The 24,008-nt window shown below is 33.7% G+C and carries 22 protein-coding genes and 1 other annotated feature; of the genes, 6 read left to right on the top strand and 16 right to left on the bottom strand.

The window, feature by feature from the left end; translation table 11 throughout:
• Positions 1–62: 62 nt before the first annotated feature.
• The 4 genes from HMPREF9402_RS08075 to HMPREF9402_RS08090 form a co-directional block, all read right to left on the bottom strand.
• Complete coding sequence (locus tag HMPREF9402_RS08075; RefSeq protein WP_009607098.1) at positions 63–944, bottom strand: zinc ribbon domain-containing protein; 882 nt, start codon at positions 942–944, stop codon at positions 63–65.
• Between the two features lie 112 nt (positions 945–1,056).
• The gene (gene brnQ, locus HMPREF9402_RS08080) at positions 1,057–2,397 is read right to left on the bottom strand and encodes a branched-chain amino acid transport system II carrier protein (protein WP_039930901.1); all 1,341 of its coding nucleotides are present in this window, start codon (positions 2,395–2,397) and stop codon (positions 1,057–1,059) included.
• A 347-nt stretch (positions 2,398–2,744) separates the two neighbouring features.
• Positions 2,745–3,003: a binding site (T-box leader), on the bottom strand.
• A gap of 83 nt (positions 3,004–3,086) precedes the next feature.
• Positions 3,087–4,406, bottom strand: a complete 1,320-nt coding sequence (locus HMPREF9402_RS08085) for a sodium-dependent transporter (protein WP_009607110.1) — start codon at positions 4,404–4,406, stop codon at positions 3,087–3,089.
• A gap of 323 nt (positions 4,407–4,729) precedes the next feature.
• A complete protein-coding gene (locus HMPREF9402_RS08090) occupies positions 4,730–5,623 on the bottom strand; it encodes a carbohydrate kinase family protein (RefSeq protein ID WP_009607096.1) in 894 nt (297 codons plus the stop codon).
• A gap of 201 nt (positions 5,624–5,824) precedes the next feature.
• Here HMPREF9402_RS08090 and HMPREF9402_RS08095 point away from each other — a divergent pair, with 201 nt between their 5' ends.
• The 3 genes from HMPREF9402_RS08095 to HMPREF9402_RS08105 all read left to right on the top strand — a co-directional run bounded on the left by HMPREF9402_RS08095 (position 5,825) and on the right by HMPREF9402_RS08105 (position 8,621).
• Positions 5,825–7,306, top strand: a complete 1,482-nt coding sequence (locus HMPREF9402_RS08095) for a YjjI family glycine radical enzyme (RefSeq protein ID WP_006784068.1) — start codon at positions 5,825–5,827, stop codon at positions 7,304–7,306.
• Positions 7,306–8,133, top strand: a complete 828-nt coding sequence (locus HMPREF9402_RS08100) for a YjjW family glycine radical enzyme activase (RefSeq protein WP_009607091.1) — start codon at positions 7,306–7,308, stop codon at positions 8,131–8,133. The genes HMPREF9402_RS08095 and HMPREF9402_RS08100 overlap by 1 nt, the downstream gene beginning before the upstream one ends.
• A gap of 104 nt (positions 8,134–8,237) precedes the next feature.
• Entirely contained in the window at positions 8,238–8,621 is a 384-nt protein-coding gene (locus HMPREF9402_RS08105; RefSeq protein WP_006784070.1) for a hypothetical protein, read from the top strand.
• Positions 8,622–8,999: 378 nt separating this feature from the next.
• Here the strand turns inward: HMPREF9402_RS08105 and HMPREF9402_RS08110 are convergent, their stop codons facing one another.
• From HMPREF9402_RS08110 to HMPREF9402_RS08150, 9 genes are all read right to left on the bottom strand, one after another.
• Positions 9,000–9,671, bottom strand: a complete 672-nt coding sequence (locus HMPREF9402_RS08110) for an ABC transporter ATP-binding protein (protein ID WP_009607102.1) — start codon at positions 9,669–9,671, stop codon at positions 9,000–9,002.
• A gap of 4 nt (positions 9,672–9,675) precedes the next feature.
• Positions 9,676–10,254: a hypothetical protein gene (locus HMPREF9402_RS08115; RefSeq protein WP_009607108.1), complete on the bottom strand. Its 579-nt coding sequence runs from the start codon at positions 10,252–10,254 to the stop codon at positions 9,676–9,678.
• 60 nt (positions 10,255–10,314) lie between these two features.
• Complete coding sequence (locus tag HMPREF9402_RS08120; RefSeq protein WP_009607087.1) at positions 10,315–11,514, bottom strand: ABC transporter permease; 1,200 nt, start codon at positions 11,512–11,514, stop codon at positions 10,315–10,317.
• Positions 11,515–11,518: 4 nt separating this feature from the next.
• Entirely contained in the window at positions 11,519–12,955 is a 1,437-nt protein-coding gene (locus HMPREF9402_RS08125) for an efflux RND transporter periplasmic adaptor subunit (RefSeq protein ID WP_009607094.1), read from the bottom strand.
• A 131-nt stretch (positions 12,956–13,086) separates the two neighbouring features.
• Complete coding sequence (locus HMPREF9402_RS08130; RefSeq protein ID WP_009607112.1) at positions 13,087–14,274, bottom strand: sensor histidine kinase; 1,188 nt, start codon at positions 14,272–14,274, stop codon at positions 13,087–13,089.
• Positions 14,267–14,431 carry a winged helix-turn-helix domain-containing protein gene (locus HMPREF9402_RS08135; protein WP_006784076.1) on the bottom strand — a complete coding sequence of 55 codons (165 nt, stop codon included), beginning with the start codon at positions 14,429–14,431 and terminating at the stop codon, positions 14,267–14,269. Before HMPREF9402_RS08135 ends, HMPREF9402_RS08130 begins: the two co-directional genes overlap by 8 nt.
• Before the next feature lie 38 nt (positions 14,432–14,469).
• Positions 14,470–14,952 (bottom strand): response regulator transcription factor, encoded by a 483-nt coding sequence (locus HMPREF9402_RS08140; RefSeq protein WP_006784077.1) that lies wholly within the window; start codon positions 14,950–14,952, stop codon positions 14,470–14,472.
• Between the two features lie 384 nt (positions 14,953–15,336).
• The gene (gene aac(6') / locus HMPREF9402_RS08145; RefSeq protein WP_009607088.1) at positions 15,337–15,786 is read right to left on the bottom strand and encodes an aminoglycoside 6'-N-acetyltransferase; all 450 of its coding nucleotides are present in this window, start codon (positions 15,784–15,786) and stop codon (positions 15,337–15,339) included.
• A gap of 157 nt (positions 15,787–15,943) precedes the next feature.
• Positions 15,944–16,936 (bottom strand): aldo/keto reductase, encoded by a 993-nt coding sequence (locus tag HMPREF9402_RS08150; protein WP_009607106.1) that lies wholly within the window; start codon positions 16,934–16,936, stop codon positions 15,944–15,946.
• 154 nt (positions 16,937–17,090) lie between these two features.
• On the opposite strand from HMPREF9402_RS08150, the gene HMPREF9402_RS08155 reads away from it, so the two are divergent.
• Together HMPREF9402_RS08155 and HMPREF9402_RS08160 are read left to right on the top strand one after the other, a co-directional pair.
• Entirely contained in the window at positions 17,091–17,921 is an 831-nt protein-coding gene (locus tag HMPREF9402_RS08155; protein WP_006785296.1) for an AraC family transcriptional regulator, read from the top strand.
• 159 nt (positions 17,922–18,080) lie between these two features.
• Positions 18,081–18,719 carry a nitroreductase family protein gene (locus HMPREF9402_RS08160; RefSeq protein ID WP_006785297.1) on the top strand — a complete coding sequence of 213 codons (639 nt, stop codon included), beginning with the start codon at positions 18,081–18,083 and terminating at the stop codon, positions 18,717–18,719.
• Positions 18,720–18,962: 243 nt separating this feature from the next.
• Here HMPREF9402_RS08160 and HMPREF9402_RS08165 read toward each other — a convergent pair whose 3' ends face one another.
• Positions 18,963–21,431, bottom strand: a complete 2,469-nt coding sequence (locus HMPREF9402_RS08165) for a CoA-disulfide reductase (RefSeq protein WP_009607093.1) — start codon at positions 21,429–21,431, stop codon at positions 18,963–18,965.
• Between the two features lie 293 nt (positions 21,432–21,724).
• On the opposite strand from HMPREF9402_RS08165, the gene HMPREF9402_RS08170 reads away from it, so the two are divergent.
• Positions 21,725–22,177: a hypothetical protein gene (locus HMPREF9402_RS08170; protein ID WP_009607101.1), complete on the top strand. Its 453-nt coding sequence runs from the start codon at positions 21,725–21,727 to the stop codon at positions 22,175–22,177.
• A gap of 485 nt (positions 22,178–22,662) precedes the next feature.
• On the opposite strand, the gene HMPREF9402_RS08175 is transcribed toward HMPREF9402_RS08170, so the two are convergent.
• Positions 22,663–23,238, bottom strand: coding sequence for a helix-turn-helix domain-containing protein (locus HMPREF9402_RS08175; RefSeq protein ID WP_237701258.1), 576 nt, complete (start codon positions 23,236–23,238; stop codon positions 22,663–22,665).
• Positions 23,239–23,514: 276 nt separating this feature from the next.
• Positions 23,515–23,904, bottom strand: a complete 390-nt coding sequence (locus HMPREF9402_RS08180; protein WP_009607104.1) for a hypothetical protein — start codon at positions 23,902–23,904, stop codon at positions 23,515–23,517.
• Between the last annotated feature and the right edge of the window lie 104 nt (positions 23,905–24,008).

Raw genomic sequence — 24,008 nt, forward strand, 5'->3', positions numbered from 1 at the left:
ATTTTTTAATATAAGTATTGTAACAAAATTCTAAAGCTTTTAGATCATGCTATTTTTCATCTTTAATTTTCAAGCCAGCTACCATCAAAGAATGATTTGATTCCATCTCCAACTGCTTGAAGTCCGTCTTTAATCATTTCTCCTAATCCTTTAGGTTGCTCCTGTGGTGCCTCTTCAATAACTGGAGGAGTGTTTAACGCATCTTGAATTGTTTGTTTAATATTCAATAACGTTTCATTAGTTGGATCAATTTCTAAGCCTTTCATAATTTCATTCACGGCTTTCTCATAGTCTTCTTGTTCTAGATAATCTAATGCCTTTGCTCCTATTTCTTGTAGTTGCCATCTTTGAATCGATTCTAAATAACGAAGTGCAAAATCGTAATTTGGATCTAATGGTAATACGGCTTCAAATGAAGCTTTAGCATTGTCCCACTCTTTTGCCTCAATCCATGACTTTCCTTCATTATATGCTTGGCGTGAACTATTTAACGATTCTAATTGAGTCATAATGGTATTGACTTCATCTGTTTGAATAACATATAACTTAATTTTTTCAAGTCGACGAACAGCTTCTTTATAAAATAATCCATCTGATTTAAAAGCATCAAAAATTGATTGAGCTTCTTCAATCAGGTATGCATCAAATTCAGTTTTTTGTTCTTTTGAAAGCTTACTTTCAACATTTTCGTAAGCTGTTAAATCATCTGATTGATAGGCTTCTTTTGCAAGTTCAAGTTGATTGGGTCTAAGAATCATCCATGCGATGATCATTGCTAACCCTATTCCTAATATACTCATAACGCTAATTAAAATTCGTCTATTTTTCGTTTCAAAATTTTTAGATTGTGTCACGACATCATTAGATTCATTTAATGGCTTTCCACATCCACTACAATACGTAGCCTGATCTAAGTTCTCGAAATCACAGTGTTTACATTTCAATAGTTATTCCCTCCTAATTCTTCACCTACTATCAATATACCACAAAATAGACCATGTAAAAAGGAGGGGGAATTTTTGTTAAATTTAAAAGGAGGCATGGCCTCCTCACTTATTATTCTGCTAAATAGTCTGAAACTGATTCTGTTTGTTTACTCGATATAAACTCATATAAACCCCCGATAACCAATCCAAGAAGGGCTGGAATTACCCATCCTAATCCTTGTTCATAAAGAGGTAATTTTTTTAATAGCGTCGAAACAAATCCAAACTGTAACCCAACTTGGCCTAAAGCATCTAAAATACTAATTGTGGCGGTGAATAAAATAGTTAAGCTATAGACAGCACGGCTTCCATTGATAACGCGATTGACCATGGCTAAGATGATTAGCATAATGGCAACTGGATAGATAGCATTTAAGATTGGAACTGAGATTCCTAAAATTTGATTTAATCCCATATTCGCTAACACCATGCTCACTAACGATAAAATAGCCGCCCAATGTTGATAAGTTAATTTAGGTGTTAACGTTGCAAAATATTGTCCACAAGATGTAATTAATCCAACACATGTTGTTAAACAAGCTAATGTAAAGACAATGGCTAAAAGAATCGCTCCCGGTTGACCAAAGATATAAGTCATGACATTAGTTAATGTTTGAGCTCCATTTTCAGTCGCTCCGTATAAGCCCCCACTCATCGCACCTAAATGGCCTAGAATTGAATAAATTAAAATTAATAAAATTCCGGCAAAAATTCCTGCTTTAACCGTTGTACTGACAATCGCTTTTTCATCTTCTAGTCCTTTTGACTTAATTGCTAATGCAATCACAATTCCAAAATTTAATGCTGCGATCGTATCCATAGTTAAGTATCCATCTAAAAACCCTTGAACAAACGCAGAACTTTTATAATTACCTGTTGCAACTCCGTAAGTTCCTAGTGGTTTTAAAATAGCCCCTAAAACAATCAAAGAAATTAAGATTAATAAGGTTGGTGTCAAAACTTTCCCCATTCGATCTACTAACTTTGTTGGCGTTAAGGATAACCAATACGCAATAACAAAGAAAACTGCTGTAAATAATAAACGCGCTAATGCAACCGAGAAATACTCTGGTAAATAAGGTGAGACTGCCATTTCAAACGGTAAACTTCCTGCACGTGGAATCCCAAGTCCAGGACCAATTGATAAATAAATTAATACAGTAAAAACTGACGCAAAAACAGGATTCACACGATTTGCTAAATGATATAGCCCCTTAGATTTTGCAACTGCCACAACTCCAAGAACCGGAAATCCTACAGCTGTAATAAAAAAACCAAGCATCGATATCCATGTATTAACCCCCGCTGACTGACCTAAAAACGGTGGAAAAATTAAATTTCCTGCTCCAAAGAATAAAGAAAATAACATCAAACCAACTAACAATAAATCTTTTCTTGATAACTTATTCATTAAATCGTCTCCTTCTTGTGTAGGGAAATCCCCCTTTAATAACATAACTCCATATAAACACTTTCAATTTCTAATATCACCACAAATATCTGACTCCATAAAAATTCCCCCTTTCAAATAAAAACACATATCATCATGCCAAGTAGCTATTAGACTCTCAACTATCCTCCTCTAGCAGGTAATAAAATCCCCTGGAGTCCTTATCCTCTCATAGAGAGGTTTCCTCAACCAATGGGGTAATTCTAAATATAAAAAAAGCCCCTGGGCCCCCATGCTAAGTAGCCGTTAGGCTCTTAGCTCCCCTCCTCTAATGGGGTAATTCCACATAAAAAAAGCCCCTTGATTAATCAAGGGACGAAAATTCTCCGTGGTACCACCCAAATTCTATAATCTAAAAAAGACTATAGCACTCTACTCATCTCACCTTTTATCAGGCTTTAATGACTTTATTTGATAACGGGAAAAGAGACCCGATAAGACTTACTTTTATTTCAGCCTTACTTCTTCGAGATGATTTTCAGTTAATTCATGACCATCGATTCTCAGCTAACATCGACTCTCTGTGAGATATTAAACTAACTTACTCTTTCTCTTCAACGAATTTAAATGATGTGTTAGGAGTATGTTATCACCTCATGTACACATTGTCAACATATCTCAAACACATTTATTACAGTTTATTCCATTTATTAACCGATACCTCCGTAAATAATCCCCAATAAAATAACAAGGATTGTCATTGGCACGAAAATTAATTTTCCAAAATAAACAAATGATTTTCCTAATGAGTATTTAGCACCTTTATTAACTTCGTCTAAAATATCCCCTTTGTATAAGTAAAAGAATGCAATTGCTGTAATCATTGTGCCAACTGGGGATAAAATAATCGTTATAAAGTCTGCAAACAAATTAAACCATTCCATATTAACAGCTAATGGTATCGCAAGCAGTAAGCAAATCAATGAGATGATAATGGTTGATTTTGCACGGGATAAATGTCTACTTGTCATTAACGCTTCAACAGGTCCCTCTAACATCCCAATTGATGAGGAAATAGCAGCAAAGATAATACTTAAGAAAAAGATAATAGCCATAATATTTCCATATGGCATCACTTTAAAAATCGCAGGTAATGTAATGAAAAGTAACGCGGGTCCTGATGCCGGATCAAATCCGAAAGCAAAGGTCGCTGGAACGATGATAAATGATGCTAGTAAAGCGGCTATTGTATCAAAGATAGCCATTTGAAATGATGCTGAAACAATATCATATCTATCATTTGTATAACTTCCATAAACAACCAATGAACATCCACTCAGAGAAACCGAGAAAAAGGCCTGCCCAAGGGCTATTACCCAAGTATCAACTTTTAATAAATACTCCCATCTTGGTTTTAATAAGTATTCGATCCCAACTTCCGCTCCAGGTAATGTGACAGAACGAATAATTAAAATGATAAATAGGATTAAAAGAAGTGGCATGGCAATTTTATTTAGTTTTTCAATGCCTTTTGCAACACCTATTTTCACAATTAAAACAGTTGTTAACATGGCGATAATTAACCAAATAACGGATGATGTTGAACCAGCAAATTGATTAAAAAATGCGGTAGCATCCAAAGTCATTAACTCTCCTGTTACACTTAATATAAAGTATTTTAATATCCACCCGACTACAACAGAGTAAAACATGAAAACTCCTGCTACCCCAAGCACTGGTATTAAAGAAATTATTTTTGCACCTTTTAGTTTACGCGATCTAAATATTTCACGAATTCCAGTCGGTGCTCCTGCCTTAAAAAGTCGTCCGAATGAAAACTCCGTAATAAGTCCAGTTGTTCCTAATATAAAAATAAAGATGAAATATGGAATTAAAAATGCAGCTCCTCCATAAGCGCCTAAGCGATATGAGAATAACCATATATTCCCGAGTCCAAGTGCGGCTCCAACACATGAAATCAAAAAGCCAAATTTGGAACTAAATGTTTCTCGTTTATTGTTAACTGACATGATTTTTCTCCTTTCACAACTATAACGATAAAATTAAAAGGGCCACATTGAAGTTACAATGTGACCCTTTTTGCCTAGGATAATAAAAAGGTCACATTGTTTAAACTCTATGTGACCACGAAAAATATATTTGGTCATCATAGATACTACCGTATACGGCTTGTATCTATGATGAATGACTTCAATCTAAGAATACAAACCTGTCTAGTATGACCAGTTACGCCAATTATTTAATTGCACATTAAATGTATTCATTAGAAATCGTCTCCTTTTTAATTTTATCTTTATAGTTAACTAGATTATAGATTTATCACCTATAAATGTCAATTATAATATTTTAAAAAGTGCTGTTCTACTAACTCTGCACTTAATTTTTCATGCGCTAGTTCATATGAGCTAATGCAAAGTCCCCCTAAAATAGTAGCATATTTCATACAGTCTATTATTGATTTCCCATTCAAATACGCATATAAAAAACCACTAAAGAAACTATCACCTGCACCGTTCGCATCTTTAAATTTATAATCAGAAATAATCGGAAGTTCAATCCATTCGCCCGTTTTCGTTAGGGCTGTTGCCCCACCACTACCATGTGTACAAACAATTAATTCTTTCCCCTGACTCATCCATTGCAACATCGTTTCATGATATTCTGGTAAATTATCTGAGCTAACAAAGATGTAATTAGCTGCTTCAATGTATGGTTGGTGATATGGATTTTCCAGATTATAATCATGTAAATCAGTCCATATTGGTTTTTGATGTTTTTCGATAAGTTTGATGAGCTGTTTTGTGTAACTGATGATATTTAAAACGACGATATCACATTCCATAATTAATTTCTCTAAGCGCTCTAAATCTAATGCTGGTTGAGCAGAACCTTGTGTCACAAAAATAGAAATTCGTTGTCCAAGTGGATCAAGTAAATTCACATGTCTCTCTGTTCCGAGTGGATCAAAGTCGTACTCAAAATTTACACCAGCGTCTTTTAATTTTCGAATAATTTTATGACCATATTCATCGTCTCCGATAACTGAATGAAGCGTCGTATCAATCCCGAGTTTTGTTAAATTTAAAGCTTTCCCCGCTCCTGTTGAACCTAATGTTTCATTAAGTGGTGAGCTCGCAAATAATGTTTGTGGCTGACCTTGTGGCAATTTATCTAAATAAACAATCGAATCGAATGTTGTTCCGCCAATCACTAATACTTTCTTCAAAACTATCCCCTCCCCTGTAGTCTCACTATCTATTCAATTATATTTTAACGCTTACATTTTTTGTGACCATTCTGTGGATTAAATGTAAAGATTAGTTAAAATCTACTGTAGTCTAGCTGCTTTCAAACATGTTATAATGAACTCTTACACAAATCGTCAAGTAATGACATCATGTAAGAAAATAATCTATGAGGTGAGAGTATGAACGGTGTTGAACAAATCGTTAAAGATAAAACATTAACATTCGAACAAAAAGTTGTATCTTTAGCACGTTTTGCAGAAAACAGTGTTGAAGTTTTAAATATTTCAGAAGAAACTCAAAAATTACGTGATGCAGGGATTATCTGTGATTTATTTGAAGGAAACGTCCCTTACCGACCACGATATATCCTTCCTAACTATGAAAAGTTCATGAAAGAAGGTTCAAAATTCTTACAATTAGAGCCACCGACAAATATTTGGGAAGCAACAAACTACTTATTAATTTTCTATAAACATGTTCCATCTATTACGACGATGCCAGTTTACATTGGAAATATCGATTACTTATTAGAGCCATTCATTGTAGATGAAGAAGAAGCAAAATTAGCAATTCGCTTATTCTTAACACAATTAGACCGCACGATTACAGATTCATTCTGCCATGCTAACTTAGGGCCAAAACCAACTCGTGCTGCTAAAATCATTTTAGAGGTTGAGCGTGAACTTGAAAACGCGATTCCAAACTTAACATTAAAGTATAGTGAAGAAACACCAGATGACTTAGCGATTGAAGCGATTAAAACTGCTTTAAAAACGGCTAAACCAAGCTTTGCAAATCATGCAATGTTTACAGAAGATTTAGGTGACTATGGGATTGCAAGCTGCTATAATGGACTTCATGTTGGCGGAGGGGCCCATACACTAGTTCGTATGCGTTTATCAAAGCTAGCTGAAACTGCATCTGACATTGAAGATTTCATGAATAATAAATTACCTCATGCAATGACTTGCATGGCTAACTATATTAACGAACGTATCCGCTACATTGTAGAAGAAAGTACATTCTTTGAAACAAACTTCTTAGTAACAGAAGGATTTATCTCTAAAGATCGCTTTACTTCAATGTTTGGACTTGTTGGACTTGCTGAATGTGTCAACATCTTATTAAAAGCAGAAAAATTAGAAGATAAATTCGGACATTCGAAAGTTGCTGATGATTTAGGAGTTCGCATCATGGACACAATGGAAGATTTCATTAAAAACTTTGAAAGTAAGCATTGTACAGTGACTAATGAGCGTTTATTACTTCACGCTCAAGTAGGTATCGGAGATGATATTAATACAAGTCCGGGTGCTCGTATTCCTATTGGTGAAGAACCAGAGCTTTGGAAACACTTAAAACAAACAGCTCGATTCCATAAATACTTTCCTTCTGGAACTGGGGATATCTTCCCATTCGAATTAAATGCCGCGAACAACCCTGAATTTATCTTGAATATTATTCAAGGGGCTTTCAAAGAGGGAATGCGCTACTTCTCATTATACTCATCAGATGCTGATGTGATTCGTATTACAGGATACCTTGTTAAACGTAGCGAAATCGCAAAATTAGATCAAGGAATTGCAACATTACAAGATACGGTTGTTTTAGGTCAAGGACAAGTTCGTAACGGTAAAGTTTACGATCGCAAGGTACGATAATGAAGGGATATCTAAATAAGATTATCCCGTTTAGTTCCGTGGATGGTCCTGGTAATCGAACAGCTATCTTCTTACAAGGATGTAATTTTGACTGTGTTTATTGTCATAATCCTGAAACAATTAATCACTGTATTAATTGCAGTATGTGTGTAAGTGCCTGCCCTGTTCAAGCTTTATCTCGCGTGGATCGTCTCGTTAAATTCGATGTTTCAAAATGTGTGGAATGTGATGCCTGTACAAAAAAATGTCATCGTAATAGTACCCCAAAATATAAATTACTGACTGCTGATGACATTATGAACGACATCATGAATTATCGCCCATTTATTCAAGGGATTACAGTATCGGGGGGAGAATGTACCCTACAAGCTCCTTTCCTAATTGAACTTTTCAAAAAAGCAAAAGAAGCGGGATTAACTTGCTTCATTGATACAAATGGTTCGACTGATTTGTCTCTTCACCATGACTTAATGTCGTTAACAGATGGTGTCATGCTTGATGTTAAAGTATGGGATTCAGTCATCCACAAAAAATACATTAAGGCACCCAATGATATGGTATTAAAAAATTTAGACTACTTAATCAAAACAAAAAAACTTTATGAAGTTCGTACCGTTATCGTTCCAGAACTTTTTGATAATGAGGAAACGATTCGTGAGGTAGCCATTCGTATTAGCGGACATGATATCAGATATAAGCTGATTAAGTACCGTAACCTCGGAGTTAGAAAGAATTCATTGAACATGCAAACACCAAGTGATAAGATGATGGCTCATCTTGAAAATATCGCTCATGAAGTTGGATGTTTAAATACGATTGTGGTCTAAATGTAGTGGGTATCGATTGGATTACAAAAAGGTGTTTTCTATACGAAAACACCTTTTTTGTGCTATTTTATAGTATAATGACGAAGGACAAAGGAGGACATTTTATGCCAATTAAAATTCAAAAATTAACATTATGGTTTTATATATTCTTTTTCAGTAGTTTATATTCTTTATCAAAATTAGGAAGTTATGCCAATCAAGGAATGACAGCATTGATAGTAGAGTTATTGATTATCTTTTTCTTTATGGCAATTGGTATTTATTTCTTAATTAAACGTAAAAAAGCAATTGAACAAATAAGAGATAAAACAAACTATCAATCTCTTTATAAACATGAATGGACAACTGCTGCAATTGTATGTGTTTGTAGTGTCATTGACTCATTTTTCTTAACAAAGATTGCTTACTTTGCTTACTTAATTGCTGTTTTTTATCATTTATATTGGTTCTTAAAACATTATACAATGAACTCAAAGAAAGACGTTTAATCGTCTTTTTTTGTTTCATTTGATAAAATAATTCCACATGAAATGAAATGAAATAAAGAAATGAAACATCCTATCATACTTTCAATATTAGGATTTTACTTGTTCTTTGATGGAAGAATTATTTTTTGTCCTGATTGAGATAGGTTTATTATGCTTAATTTATCATCAAAATGATCTTAAATTGCATTCAAAACATTTTATGATTTTAAAAATATATCGGCATGAAATCGTAATCGCAATTCTAGTTTGGCATTGTTATTTTTATTCCTAACATTCTAGTATTTCCTACCACCTACATTCTTGGAGTCTTTCGATTTCTATAGTATTTAACGTCTTGAAATATTAAAAAAAAAGCTGCCAAATTAAAGGACAGCTTTTTTATTCACTTAATACACCATCATTTAAATAAACGATTCTTTTGCTAGAGTTAGCTACATTTTTATCATGCGTAATCATCACAATGGTATTTCCCGCTTCATTTAAATACTTAAATAATTCTAATATTTCTTTTCCCGTCTGTGAATCTAATGCCCCTGTTGGTTCATCTGCTAATAATAAAGAAGGTTTAGTTACAAGTGCTCGTGCAATTGCAACACGTTGTTGCTGACCTCCAGAAAGTTCATTTGGTTTATGAGCGATTCTATCCCCTAACCCGACCATCTTAATACTTTCCATTGCCACCTCAGTTGCCTCATGTCTCGACATTCCTCTAATCAGTAAGGGCATAATCACATTCTGTAAAACTGTATATTGTGGAATTAGATGATACCGTTGAAAGATAAAGCCTATATATTGATTACGAATTAAGGCTAAATCATGATCATCACAGTCATGTACTGCTTGTCCATCAATGAAATATTGCCCTTCATCTAGAGTATCCATCCCACCTAGTATATTCATTAAAGTTGATTTTCCTGATCCAGATGCCCCAAGTATCGAAACAAACTCACCCTTCTTTACCTCAAAATCAATGTTTTTCAAAACATGAAGTGACTTATCTCCTAGTCCATATGATTTATTAATATCTTTTAATTGAATTAAAGTTTCCATATGTCTACTCCATAATATCTACTGCAAATACTTTTTGATTGTCCTCTTCTCCATCCATCGCAATCGCAATAACCGATCCTTCTTTAATATCATTAATACTTCCCTCTCCACCGGTTAAATAGTTTAAAATAGTCGTTCCCGTTGGAATTGTAAAGCTTTTTGTTTCACCTGTATACCCTAACTCTAAAGGTTCCTGTTCTCCTATCAGTAAACTAAAATTTCCACCTTCACCATCTGATGGCATAGCAGCAATACTATCGGTGACAGTAACAGCCTGTCCTATTTCCATTCCGCCTTCTAATTCAATTTCTCCCTCTAATGCCTCTAACTCCTCCTCCGAAAGTTCAAATGGGTTTTTAGCTAAACTCACTTCAATTTCATTTCCAATGATACTTTTAACTTTTCCATAAACTTGCGTTACATTTTGAAAATCTGCTGTTTCATTCTCACCAGATGATACAGTCGTTCCTTCACCTGCTACTTCTTGTTTAGGTGTCTCCTTATCTGTTGGTATGTTAAACCCACATCCTACTAAACCTACTAATACCATTGCACTAACTGTTGTCATTACTATCTTTTTCATCTTTATCTTCCTCTCATTTTTATTATTTTTGGTACATTGTTTACCCGAATTACAATGTTTCTACTCATATGACAATGCTTCGATTGGTTTTAATTGTGATGCTTTATATGCTGGATATAGTCCGAAAAGGGTTCCTGTAATCATTGCAAATATAATCGAAATAATTTGCCCTTCAATCGAAGGTGATACGGGTGTATTCGTATATTTCATCAATGGCATTAATAGATAGCTAAGTAGCACTCCCATAATGCCACCAAAGGTACTAATAATCACTGATTCAAAAAGGAATTGTAGTAAAATCTCTTCTTTCGAACTTCCTAACGCTTTTAAAATTCCTATTTCTTTCGTTCTTTCTTTAATGGATAAGAATAAAACGTTCATGATTCCAATTCCACCCACAATAAAGACAATCGTCGCCATTGCAATCAGTAGCATATTCATCGTTCCTGCTGATTGAGTGGCAGCTTCAATACGACTTCCTGCATCTTCTAACGTGTAATAACTACCATCATCTAAAACATAGTTTAGTGTACTTTTCATCTCTTTCATCGAAAACTTAACGGTTGATAAGTCTTTAGATAAAGCGACAATTTGAGGCATTGTATACTCATTAAGAATTGATTGCTCTGCTGTTGTAAATGGAATGAAAATCGTATCATCTGCACTTAATCCTTGAAGTCCATCTCCTTTTCGTTCTAATATTCCGATAATCGTAAATGCTTTATCTCCAATTCTAATCGTACTCCCAATAGCTTCTTCTACATTAGGATAATATTTCTTTGCAATGCCCTCACCAATAACCGCTACACTCGTCATTTCTTCAACATCAAATTCAGAAATATTCTCACCATAAGCTGTTTCAAGATTTGAAACTAATGAATATCCTTCTGTCACTCCAGTCACGGAAATATATTCAGTTTTTCCATTTAACGTTACTTCGCTATAAGCATCCCCCCTTAAATAAATACCCTTAAGTGTCTGGCTTTCATCCATCATTTGTTCCATAAGATCTTGTGTTAATTTAGGAATTTCACTAAAATCTTTATTTCCTATCTTCATGTAATCCAAATTAACATAAACAGTTTCGGCACTTAACCCACTAAACTGTGCCTTTACTTCTTCTTCTCCCCCACGACCAATGGCAATAACCATGACAATCGTGACCGATCCCACAATAATTCCAATTGAAGTTAACATTACTTTTACTTTGTTTTGTAGAATGTTAATCATAACGATGCGTAGCATTTGTAATAACTTCATCTTTTTAACCTCCTACTACAACAATGTCACCTTCACTTAAACCATTTTTAATTTCACTGACACGACCATCAGAAAACCCCGTTGTAATCTCAACGTCTTCAATTGTTCCATCTTTACGTTTTACCTTTACCATCTGTTTTCCATCAACTAACGTAATGGCCTTATTAGATAATATTAAAACATCCTTCACTTCTTTAATGATGAACTTTGCATTTACCGTCATTCCTTCAAGAAGTGCACGTTCAGTCGAATCTAGTTCAACAGTTACCTTATAAACAACTGATCCACCTTCATTACTAGGGACATAATTAATAGACTTTACTTTAGCCATTAACTTTTCACCAGGATATGCATTTACCTCTAATTGAACAACTTGTCCTTCTTCTAATTTATTGACATCATTTTGTGATACCCCAATTACAGCTGTCACCATATCTAATGTTCCAATCGTAACGACTGGCTTATCAGTTGAAGTCATCGTATTTGGTGTATACCCAAGCGATGTTACAATTCCGTCTACATCCGATACTAAGGTATTATTTTCACTTAATTCTTTTACTTTAGAAATTTCTTTTTGAATTTTCTCCACTTCCATAGAAGCTAACTGAATTGATTGATCCATCTCAATCAATGTTTTATCATTTATTTGTTTATTACTTGATGCTTCCTGTTGTTCTTTTTGCACTTCCTTATCACGACGCCAATCTATATCATTTTTACGAGCAATCGCATCGTTAATTTGTGCTCTGACGCTTTCTTCTTGTTGTTCTAAATCCGATAATTGCTGTCTTAACTGTTGAAGTTCTTCATCAGAATTTAATAAGATTTCAGGATTAGTTCCTTCCTCCTCTAAATCAGGTGCTTCATTGTTAGCTTGTACCTGAGTTACTTCTAACTCATTAATCTTTTGCGTAATTTCATGCTTTTTAGTTTGAATATTTGCTAACTGCTCATCCAATTTTTTAAGTTCTGATTCAACAACAGATTTCTCACTGTTATATTGTTCCTGACTAGATTGTGTAACCTGGTTCCACGATTTTTCATTATTTAAAATATTGAGTTCCTTAGCATTCTTGGCTTGCTCTAATGCCATATTTGCTTTAGTTAATTGTTCATTTAAATCTTCTAACTGCTTTTGGATTGCTTCACCTGAAATCTTAGCAAGAGGATCTCCTGCTTTAATCGCATCTCCTACCTTTACAAAAAACTCTTCCACCATAACCGGTTCGGAAAAATTATAATCTTTTGCCTCGAGCTTTAAACTTCCTGCTCCATTGAATCCCGCTACGATGTCACCTCGACTTACTGGATACTCTCTAATTGGTTCTACGAACTCTTCATCTTTATTTGCATTTGCAAGTGTGACACCACTAATAATACAAATGACTAAGATAAGGCTAGCTAGACTAATGATTTTCTTTTTAGACACTTTCTTCTTCATAATTCCTCTCCTCTTATATTTCCATCTTAAATTCTCTCTCGCTTTTACACACCTATCTTAACAAATACTTGGTTAAGATTTGGTTAAGAGCTATTTAAATAAAAAAAATCTCTATATTGAAATAGAGATTTTTAAATCGGTAATATAACTTTAAAAATACTTCCTCCATCTGAATTCGGTAAATATTCAATCGTTCCTTGGTGACGCTCAATCACATCTTTTGTAATAGCAAGCCCAAGACCTGCGCCACCAAATTTACGCGAACGTGACGGATCAACACAATAAAAAGCATTAAAAATATGTTCTGACTGTTCCTTTGGAATTCCAATTCCAGTATCTATGACCTCAACTATCAAAGATTGTTCTTCTACACTTGTTCTAATAGCAATCGACCCTTTATCATGATTATACTTAATCGCACTTTGAATTAAATTAGAAAAAGCATGCGTTAACATAATCTGATTAGAGGTCATCGTGATATCACATGGTTCATACTCTACTGTTAAATTTTTAGATTCAATAGCAGTCTTTAAATCTTCTAAAATATCAATAAATACATAGTCTAAATAAACCTCATCACTTAATTCATAATCTTGTTGAGCGGATAAAATAAACAAATGATCAACTAAATTAATCATTCGTTCTGTTTGCTTTTTCGCCACCTCTACGAAGTTTTGATAATCGTCTATTTCCACATTGGCATCCATTTCTAATACATCTAGTTTTGTTTTAAGGACCGTTAGCGGTGTCTTTAATTCATGTGCAGCATCCGATGAAAATCGCTTTTGTGATTCAAAAGCACGATCTAATCGATCTAACATCATATTAAAAGAATGCGATAACTCTTGTAACTCCCCCGATGTATTAAATCCGATTAATCGTTGAGAAAGACGTTTTTCATTTATTAATTCTATTTCATCACTTAACTGTTTGACAGGATTTAGAAATTTTCCAAGAACATAATAAATAAATCCTGCTGCCACAATAATAATTAAAATCATAGAACCAAATGCCGATAACCTAAAACTACTTGTTCCAGCGGCAATTACTTCCTCCGCATAAGACAGACTCACTATTGATTCTACAGGCATCATAAATTCAATAGATTGATCTATCTCATACATGTATGGGTTCGTTGAATCCAAATACTGTCCAGATTCAATAAAGCTTGGGGCTGTTGTTAGAGCTGAATACATAGGGGCAACTAGAGTTTGATTTACATTATAAACAGATGTCACTGTTAAAATAACGGATACAATAACTAAAATCAATGTTGTTAAAATCGTCATTTGGATTCGAAGTGATATATTTTTAAACATTTGAATCACCTCTTTCATGAATAATATAACCGGCACCCCTAATATTTAAAATGATGTCTTCTTTACTATAAACACTTAATTTTTTACGCAACGTGCTAATGTGTACCTTGACTGCATTCGAAAACATATCATTATCGCTATGCCAGACATGCTCCATAATTTCCTCCGCACTAACCGCTCGACCTTTATGAAGCATTAAATATTCAAGAATGCAAACTCCTTTGGTGATAACTCAACAGGTTGTTGATGATACATCACACATCTTTTTGCTGTATCGATTATTAAATCACCGTGCTTTAGTTGTGTATTTTGTTGAATAAATGTTCGTCGTAATAAGGCCCGTGTACGTGCTAATAATTCTCCAAAATCAAACGGTTTAACTAAATAATCATTTGCTCCTTTATCAAGACCTTCAATGCGCTGCGAATAATCAGAACGTGCTGATAAAATCAAGATTTTACATTCTTGATCCCGTTTTCGAATCTCGGTTAAAATATCCAGTCCATCCATTGAGGGTAAATTCAAGTCTAGTATAATCAAATCATAATCATTTATATATGAAAGTTCGAGCCCATCACGTCCATCTGTTGCCATATCTACAACATACCCATTCTTCTTTAATCCGTGAGCCAATGCTTCAATTAAATCTTCTTCATCTTCTATTAATAAAATCTTCATCATATCACCTTCTTAATTTTTATTTTAATTATACGTTAATGAAGGTTAAGAATCAGTTAAATTTAATAATGGTACAGTAGATAAATTTATAGTATATTATGTCTCAATAAAAATTTAAAATCTATTAATTACATCTAATTTTTTTCATCTACTCCATCATTAAGTTCATAGAATGTCATTTCCTCTTCATTTTTGACATATAATTTAATGAGACTCAAATTCACTTTATCGCTTAGAAGGAAGTGAGATGATGAATCAGTTTAATGCAAAAACAGCCGCTATATGCATTATTTTATTTATTGTGTTTGTTTTATTATTTACTAACTATTTTGATGACGTAAAAAGAGGAAGCCCATTTTAATAAAGGACTTCCTCTTTTTATAGTTATTCAACTAATGACTTTGTAAAACAAATAATTCGATTTGCTTCTTTAAATCCTACGCGACTATGGAAGTTTAAACTTTCTACATTGCTTAACTCACAATCACTTGCAAATTCTTCACATTCATGTGCTCTTGCCCAATCTTCACATTGCCTTAATAATTCTTGGCCAATTCCTCTTAGACGGTATCCTTCTAAGACAAATAATCCTTCAAGATAACCAACTGGGGTATTTTTTGTTCCTTCAACATAATCATTTCTTAAAGAAACTTGAGAAAAGCCAACGGCCTCTTTTACTTCTTCATCATAGGCTAAGAAAAAGGCCCCCTGCTTACTATTAATTGTTTCATAAATTTCTAATGCGATGGCATGCATAGAATGCTCAGGCCATAACATTAAAGCCAATCTTGCAACTTCTAATACATCTGCCTCTGTTGCTTGTCTAATATTCATTTTTACCACCCATATAACTTCTATTATTTTTAATACTTCATTATTTGTCTAAATCATCAAATATATTCAGTTTTACAACTTAATAATCATTCAATTACATTTAGATGATTATATCGCTCTTCATTTATTAGATGCATCAGACATTTCTTATGATTAATTAGATCATTTTTCCTAAAAGAATAGCGTCTATCATTTTTAACTCTTCTGCACTAAACTCTGTCTGATGAACGGCTTCTTTTGTATCAATAATCTGGCTCGTACGACTTGCTCCTACAATAACAGAAGTCACTGTTTGATTTTTCAAAACCCACGAGACTGCCATTTGGGCCAAAGATTGTCCTCTACTCTGTGCTATCTTATTTAATAGTTTTACTTTTGCTATTAATTCAGGCGTAATATCTGATGCTTTCATTTCATCCTTTCCAGCACGAGAATCTTCTGGTATTCCATTTAAGTATCGATTGGTTAACTTACCGCCTGCCATTGCGGAAAACGTAATGGCTCCAATCTTTTCTCTTTCAAGTAAATCAAATAATCCCTCTTCATTTGTACGATTTAACATAGAATAATTTGTTTGATGAATTAAGCAAGGTGTTTTTAAATCTTTTAAAATTGCTAAGGCTTCCTTGGTTTCCTCCACATTATACTTAGATAATCCAATGTATAAAGCTTTTCCCTGTTTAACCATCTGAGCGAGTGCGCTCATTGTTTCTTCAATTGGAGTTTCCTTATCTGGTCGATGATGATAAAAAATGTCCACATAATCTAAATCCATTCGTTTTAAACTTCGATCAAGACTGGCCAGTAAATGTTTTTTAGAACCAAAATCCCCATACGGACCTTCCCAATTTTTATATCCTGCTTTTGTTGAAATTAATATCTCATCACGATAATGTTTTAAATCGTCCTTTAAAACACGACCAAAAGTCATTTCCGCAGCACCTACAGGAGGTCCATAATTATTGGCTAAATCAAAGTGATTAATACCATGATCAAATGCCGTTGTAATCATCTCACGACTGTTTTCATAAGATGTCGTATCCCCAAAATTGTGCCATAGACCAAGTGAAATAGCCGGTAATTTTAATCCGCTATTACCACATCGGTGGTATGACATTTTCCCATAACGCGAATCATCTGCCCTATACATAACGTCCTCCTTTTTGAAGTTTTATACCCCTTAATAAAAACACTTACATTTTCTAATTATTTTTAATTATATATAAAAGCACTTACAAATAGTATTATCTAAATACTCAAAAATATGATATAATGTCTACATAATAGAGGGGGTTAGCGCTATCATGATTTGTTTCAAACCAAAATCAGATTACACTAAATTAGATTTTATGCTATATCACTGTGGAACCGGTGAGTGTGAAAAGAATTCTTCATGGGGGCCTGGAGTTCGTGATTATTATAGCCTTTATTATGTTTACGAGGGGAAAGGTTATTTAATTATTGATGGGCAAGAGTATGAAATTAAAGAAGGTACTTGTTTTTTAGTGCCACCACACTCACTTGTTTCCTATCGACCGAATCCAAGTAATCCATGGGGATATTATTTTGTATCTTTTAATGGACTACATGTTGATTCTTACTTGGGACGCCTTAACTTGTCACCCTGTTCACCAATCTCAAAATGTGATCGACATGAAGCAATTGAACGTTGCTTTGAACTAATATTGACAGCAGGGCAATTCAAACACAGCATGGACCTACAAGCATTAAGTGGATTTTATGCACTACTTGCGACATTAGCTGAGTATAGTCATTCACATCAAACTAAAATTCAAACAATGAGTAAACAATCAGATTATATTCGTCAAGCAATTGAATTTATTGAAACGAATTACGCACGCCATATTACAGTTGAAGAAATTTCAAATTATGTGGGAATTAATCGAAAATACTTAACTAAATTATTCAATGAATTAATGGCTGATTCACCTAAAAACTATCTAATTCATTTCAGAATTCATAAAGCATGTAACCTACTAAGGAAAACTAACTTAACGATTCAAGAGATTTCCCATTCTGTTGGATATACCGATGCTTTAGTCTTCTCCAAAATCTTTAAAAAAGTCATTGGAACTTGCCCACGCGAATACCGTAGTTCAAATTTTATTGCTTAACAAAAAGACTCAAGCTCATTTTTTATAAAATGAATTTGAGTCTTCTTTTTATATCTAGAATGCAGTAGAAAATAATCAGATTATGGGTTATAATCCGAGGATTGCATTGCATCTTGAATTAACATCTGTTTTAATAATAGTTAAAAAGGGGGTATTTCGTTGAAAAATTTAGAGTTTATTTATAATAGAAAAAGTATCCGTAAATTTAAAGATATCCAGATTCCTAAGGAAGATATCTTAACATTACTTGATGCTGCAACACAGGCACCATCGCCTAAACATCAACAAAATTGGCATTTTGTTGTGCTCCAAAATCGAGATATTATTAATCAAATGAGTGACATCGTAACAGAAAGTCATACTCAAATTGCAAACTTGGCACCAACAAAAGAACAGGGTGAAAAATATATGCGCCTACTAAAATACTACACCCTATTCAAACACGCTCCAGTCGTTATTATTGTTTATGGAAACGAATATGATATGATTGAGTACGATATTTTAAAGGCAAATGGTGCGAGTGAAGAACGATTAGCCGAAATTATCGCACCTCAATCAGCTATACAAGGAATCGGTGCTGCTGTTGAAAATTTTTTACTAGCCGCAACAGCAATGGGATATGGAACTTGTTATATGACAGGCCCAACTCATGCAAAAAAAGAAATTGAAGATTTAATCGGATTTAAAAAAGATGGTTATCAATTAATGAGCTTAATCGCTCTTGGAGTACCTGAGGATAACACTCCTCCTGCTCCAAAACGTAAGCCATTAGAAGAAGTTGTAACTTTCATCGATTAGAACATAAAAGCGAGTTTGCTATCAAATGAACTCGCTTTTATGTTTTTTTAATGCTTAAAGAAATATAATAATTTACTTACCCTTTTATTCTACTGATCTATGCTTGAAACAGTTGCTTCACCATCTCTTATCTATTCTCCCTCTCTTTCAACATAAATTGTCTTACTCGTTAAATTGCTCGCTTGTGTTGAACTTTATCTTCTTAAACAAAAATCTTAGAAAAATATAAACCCCTTCACTTCATTAGATAAACAAGTTCAACCCTGAATCTTCAGCTGCACCTAAGTATGAAGCAACTCCTCCAATTTCAACACCTTTTATAAATTCTTCTTGTTTAATTCCCATTAACTCCATACTCATAGAACAGGCAACAACTTTTACTCCCATATTAATGGCATTTTCAATTAATATTTCTAAATCATCAACATTATGTTTTTTCATGATTTTTTTAATCATAGCAGGACCCATTCCCATCATGTTCATTTGTGATAATCGTAATTTATCTGTATTCCCTGGTAACATAAAGTCGAACATTTTTTCCATTGTATCTTTCGATACTTTTGGTTTATTTTTAGATTTTAATATATTTAATCCCCAGAACGTGAAGAACATCGTAACTTCTTTCCCCATTGAGGCAGCCCCTGTTGCAATAATAAATGAGGCAATTGCTTTATCTAAATCACCACTAAATACAACGAGTGTTGCTCCATTTTTATCGAGGGTATTTGTATTCGCTGTTTGAGAAACTTGAGTTCCTTTTTGAAGATAAGCAACAAAGTTTTTTTCATTTTTATTAAATTCTGAATTTAATAATGTATTTCCAGTTTTCTCACACCAAGATGAAATGTCTTTAGTAAAACCAGGATCACTTGCTTTAACTTCTAGAATCTCACCATCTGTCATATGATTCATTTCTTCAAATACTCGACGAATTGGCCCCGGACATTGTAATCCACAAGCATTCAATTTTACTTTGACAGGCATATCATCTAAATTTTGTGATACCACTGGCGTTACCTCCTTATTTTTAATAATTGATATCCACTGCTTACTTATTGCTTGCTGTGCTTTTTCAATCGCTAGATACGTTTTAACTCCACCATCAATATTTTTAGCTTTGAATCCATATTGGTTAAGTAGGCGACAAGCCACATAACCACGTAGTCCTACCTGACAGGTAACATAAACAGTTTTATCTGTTGGAAGTTCATTTAAACGATTTCTTAATTGCCCTAGTGGGATATGAATCGAATTTTTAATTTTACCTGTCATTAATTCAAAAGATTCACGCACATCTAAAACAACTGATGTTGTTTCATCTAAACTATTTACTTCACTCCAATCAATGGTTTCAATTAAGCCATCCATGATATTTTCTGCATAATACCCTAGCATGTTCACTGCATCTTTAGCTGAGTTATATGGTGGGGCATAGCAAACTTCAACATCTTGTAAATCAATAACGTTTAGATTTCCTTTAATAGCTGTGGCAATAACATCGATTCTTTTTTCAACACCATCTATTCCAACTCCTTGAGCACCATAAATTTGTCCTGTTGTTGGATTGAATAAGAGTTTATACGCGATTGGGAAGGCTCCAGGATAATAACCTGCATGAGAGCCTGGGTGAATGTGAAGTGCTTTGTATTCAAGATTTAATCGTTTTAATGTTTTTTCGTTATTTCCTGTTGCTGCAACTGTATAATCAAATACTTTTGCAACTGATGAACCAAGTGTTCCTTTATATTCCGATTCTTTACCACAAATATTATCAGCAACGATACGACCTTGACGATTAGCTGGCCATGCAAGAGGAATTATCGTGGGTTGTTTATTAACAAAATCCATGATTTCAACCGCATCACCTAATGCGTAAATAGACTCATCACTTGTCTTCATTTTTTTATCAACAACAATCGCACCACGTTCATTTAAAGCAAGTCCCGCTTCACGTGCAATCGTTGTTTCAGGATGTACCCCAATGGATAAGATAATTAAATCAGTTTCAATAACTTGCCCACTATTTAACACAACTTTTTTACCGTTATTTTCAAAGGATTTAACTCCATCATTCAAAATTAATTTAACACCTTTATCTACTAAGTGTTCATGAATTATACTTACCATTTCAATATCTAATGGAGCCATGACTTGACTACTTGCTTCAACCAATGTAATTTCAAGCCCTCTTTCATGCAGATTTTCGGCCATCTCCAGACCAATAAATCCTCCACCAATGACAACAGCATGTTTAGGTTTTTGGTTATCCACAAATGATTTGATTTGATCTGTATCTGGAATATTTCTTAAGGTAAATAGATTATTGCATTCGTTGATTCCAGAAATCCCTGGTTTGATAGGCTGAGCCCCAGGTGATAAAACGAGTACATCGTAAGTTTCTTCGTAACTTTCACCTGTTTTATGATTTGTAACGGTAACAACTTTATTTTCTTTGTCGATTTTAATAACTTCACTTAAATTACGAATATCTATTTTAAATTTAGTACTCATTTGTTCAACTGTTTGAACAATTAATTTTTCACGTTCATCGATGACTTCTCCAATATAATAAGGTAATCCACAATTTGCAAATGAAATATATTCCCCTTTTTCAAACATAATGATTTCTACTGTTTCATCTAGCCGACGTAAACGTGCCGCCGTTGAGGCCCCCCCAGCGACTCCACCAACAATAATTACTTTTTTACTCATCTTAAAACTCCTTTCACAAGGAACCCATCGTTTAATTTGCTTTATAAATTAAACAAATTTTTCTTCAATCGATAAATATCCCCTGCACTCTTTATATCTAAAGTATATTCTGAATATTCTAAAAGTTATGTAACTAAGTCACATAAGAAGCAACTACTCTCCTGTTGTATAAAATAATAAAAAACCACGCTTTTTAAGCGTGGCTATATATAATTCAATTTATATCTAAAATCATGTCACAATTAGGCTATCATTTCATAATATATCAAGAAATGAAGCTAGGAGATGATGGTATGTACAGTAATCAACCTTATTCATCTATGAGTTATAATAATGAAAATTTTTCAACACCTATTGATAATTATTCAAATTATACTATTCAAAGTGTACCCGAGCAAACCGAGCAAAGAATCATAATCCCACAAGGAGTAGGCGGTGGACAACCTATTATGAACAATCCTATGGGAGCCCAATACTATCCAGTTGTTCAACAACCTTATCAACCTATGGGGCAACCGAATTGGCCTATGAATCAACCCTACCAACCCATGGGACAACAAAACTGGCCTATGAATCAACCCTATCACCCTATGGGACAACAAAATTGGCCTATGAATCAGCCTTATCACCCTATGGGACAACAAAATTGGCCTATGAATCAGCCTTATCAACCTATGGGACAACAAAATTGGCCTATGAATCAACCTTATCAACCTATGGGACAACCTTATCCAGTTATGAAATAGCCTATGATGAAAAGAATCTAAAATGTCATCCATGAATTTATTTTTAAAAGTTGTAATGACTAAAAAAGCTCTATCTTATTCTTCCTCTCTAACTGAGAAGATTTGAATAACTAGAGCTTTTATTTTTCAATTTCACACCTAAATAATGTAATAGTGTTTACTTTTTGAAATATTAAATTATACAACCTGATAATATGAACCATAGGATCCCCATGCTAAGTAGACGACAGGCTCTTAGCTTTCCTCCACTGATGGGGGGGAACCCAGTGTGAACATAGTGAACACTCCTCAACTACTGGGGTAATTTCTCTTAATTCTAAAGAAATTCCAGTTAAATAACCTGATAATATAAACCATAGGGTCCACATGCTAAGTAGACGACAGGCTCTTAGCTTTCCTCCACTGATGGGGGGGAACCCAGTGTGAACATAGTGAACACTCCTCAACTACTGGGGTAATTTCTCTTAATTCTAAAGAAATTCCAGTTAAATAACCTGATAATATAAACCATGATTACTACAATAATAGAATAACTTTCCATGTTTTCTCTTATGGAAATGGAATTGTAAATTCCACTCCGGATATTGCTTTCCAAGTATTACAGTATCTCCTGTTACATAAGCGATAAACGTAATATAATGACCTTTTGTCATTTCATGATCTGATGTTACATATAGTTCATCTTCAACTGGCTCAATACTTAATAAATGTCCATCTTCTGCTTTTTGAGGCACTAATGCTTCTAACGTTTTTCCACAACAAGATACTGTTGCATCTCCTGTTGCCGTCATTATATTTCCACACTGTGAACAAACAAAAAATTTTAATCTTCTCATATTTCCTCCTACTACCGGATTTTGATTTAGTTCTCCGGATAAAATTCCATCTATACTAACTCCAAAAATTTGTGATAATTCAGGAAGCAAAGAAACATCAGGGCACCCTAGTCCTCTTTCCCACTTACTAATCGTCTTATCGCTAATGTTCATTAATTCAGCTACTTGTTTTTGCGTCATATTTTTCTCTTTACGTAAGTCATAAAGTAACTTTCCTACCTTCACACAATCCAAAATTTTCACCTCTTCCTTTATCGTTAATCATTAACTGCCATGAAATTAACTACATCTTTTCCTAATTACTCTATAGTTATCTCTCAATCATCTGTATTTTATCTTGGTTAACCAAATGGGTTATGTACACTAAATAATCTAACTTAGTAGAGAAAAATAATCAATCTACGTATCGTAGAATTCCAATATTACTCTATTATTTTGGAAAACTAAGAGCCTTCGGATTCATAGGATGACCTCGCTAATATAAAAGAGTTTAACAAATCGCTAAACTCTTTTTAAGATGAATTTCTCTATTATTTTATCGATAATTTCTGCTAACATTAAGATAGTAAATAGTAATGGATGAGAAATCAAAGCGTAAATATAAATACCAATGGCTACAATGACGAAAGCAATTAAACTAACAATCACTTTTAACACTCTTTTCGATTCTGATTCATCTAAATCTTTATCGAGTATTTCTCCTAATTGATCTAGAGTATGTTCAAAACTTTTTCCTGTGTAGGGTGTAATGATTCTTTCAAAAATAAACATGATTAAAAATAAAATCCATGCCTCTTTTGTATAGCTTAATAAATAAAATACTAAAATTAAAATGGATAAAATCATCGTCATCCAGATAATGTGCTGGTCTTTAATTAGTTTTTTCTTCATCTTCTCTCTCCAATAGTTCCTCTGTAGATTTTTAGCAAAAAAAAGTCGCATTTAAAGAACTTCTTTCATTATATCATGTGATGATTAGTGTTTACAAACGGTTA

This window comes from Turicibacter sp. HGF1 (assembly GCF_000191865.1).
GTDB classification, from domain to species: Bacteria; Bacillota_I; Bacilli_A; order MOL361; family Turicibacteraceae; genus Turicibacter; species Turicibacter sanguinis.

What these genes read in the sequence shown, in the direction of transcription:
- HMPREF9402_RS08125 (WP_009607094.1), bottom strand. Translation starts at nt 12,955, where the DNA reads ATGAAGAAGAAAGTGTCTAAAAAGAAAATCATTAGTCTAGCTAGCCTT.
- HMPREF9402_RS08165 (WP_009607093.1), bottom strand. Translation starts at nt 21,431, where the DNA reads ATGAGTAAAAAAGTAATTATTGTTGGTGGAGTCGCTGGGGGGGCCTCA.
- HMPREF9402_RS08130 (WP_009607112.1), bottom strand. Translation starts at nt 14,274, where the DNA reads ATGTTTAAAAATATATCACTTCGAATCCAAATGACGATTTTAACAACA.
- HMPREF9402_RS08115 (WP_009607108.1), bottom strand. Translation starts at nt 10,254, where the DNA reads ATGAAAAAGATAGTAATGACAACAGTTAGTGCAATGGTATTAGTAGGT.
- HMPREF9402_RS08085 (WP_009607110.1), bottom strand. Translation starts at nt 4,406, where the DNA reads ATGTCAGTTAACAATAAACGAGAAACATTTAGTTCCAAATTTGGCTTT.
- HMPREF9402_RS08140 (WP_006784077.1), bottom strand. Translation starts at nt 14,952, where the DNA reads ATGAAGATTTTATTAATAGAAGATGAAGAAGATTTAATTGAAGCATTG.
- HMPREF9402_RS08110 (WP_009607102.1), bottom strand. Translation starts at nt 9,671, where the DNA reads ATGGAAACTTTAATTCAATTAAAAGATATTAATAAATCATATGGACTA.
- brnQ (WP_039930901.1), bottom strand. Translation starts at nt 2,397, where the DNA reads ATGAATAAGTTATCAAGAAAAGATTTATTGTTAGTTGGTTTGATGTTA.
- HMPREF9402_RS08150 (WP_009607106.1), bottom strand. Translation starts at nt 16,936, where the DNA reads ATGTATAGGGCAGATGATTCGCGTTATGGGAAAATGTCATACCACCGA.
- HMPREF9402_RS08120 (WP_009607087.1), bottom strand. Translation starts at nt 11,514, where the DNA reads ATGAAGTTATTACAAATGCTACGCATCGTTATGATTAACATTCTACAA.
- HMPREF9402_RS08095 (WP_006784068.1), top strand. Translation starts at nt 5,825, where the DNA reads ATGAACGGTGTTGAACAAATCGTTAAAGATAAAACATTAACATTCGAA.
- HMPREF9402_RS08155 (WP_006785296.1), top strand. Translation starts at nt 17,091, where the DNA reads ATGATTTGTTTCAAACCAAAATCAGATTACACTAAATTAGATTTTATG.
- HMPREF9402_RS08135 (WP_006784076.1), bottom strand. Translation starts at nt 14,431, where the DNA reads ATGGAGCATGTCTGGCATAGCGATAATGATATGTTTTCGAATGCAGTC.
- HMPREF9402_RS08105 (WP_006784070.1), top strand. Translation starts at nt 8,238, where the DNA reads ATGCCAATTAAAATTCAAAAATTAACATTATGGTTTTATATATTCTTT.
- HMPREF9402_RS08180 (WP_009607104.1), bottom strand. Translation starts at nt 23,904, where the DNA reads ATGAAGAAAAAACTAATTAAAGACCAGCACATTATCTGGATGACGATG.
- HMPREF9402_RS08170 (WP_009607101.1), top strand. Translation starts at nt 21,725, where the DNA reads ATGTACAGTAATCAACCTTATTCATCTATGAGTTATAATAATGAAAAT.
- HMPREF9402_RS08100 (WP_009607091.1), top strand. Translation starts at nt 7,306, where the DNA reads ATGAAGGGATATCTAAATAAGATTATCCCGTTTAGTTCCGTGGATGGT.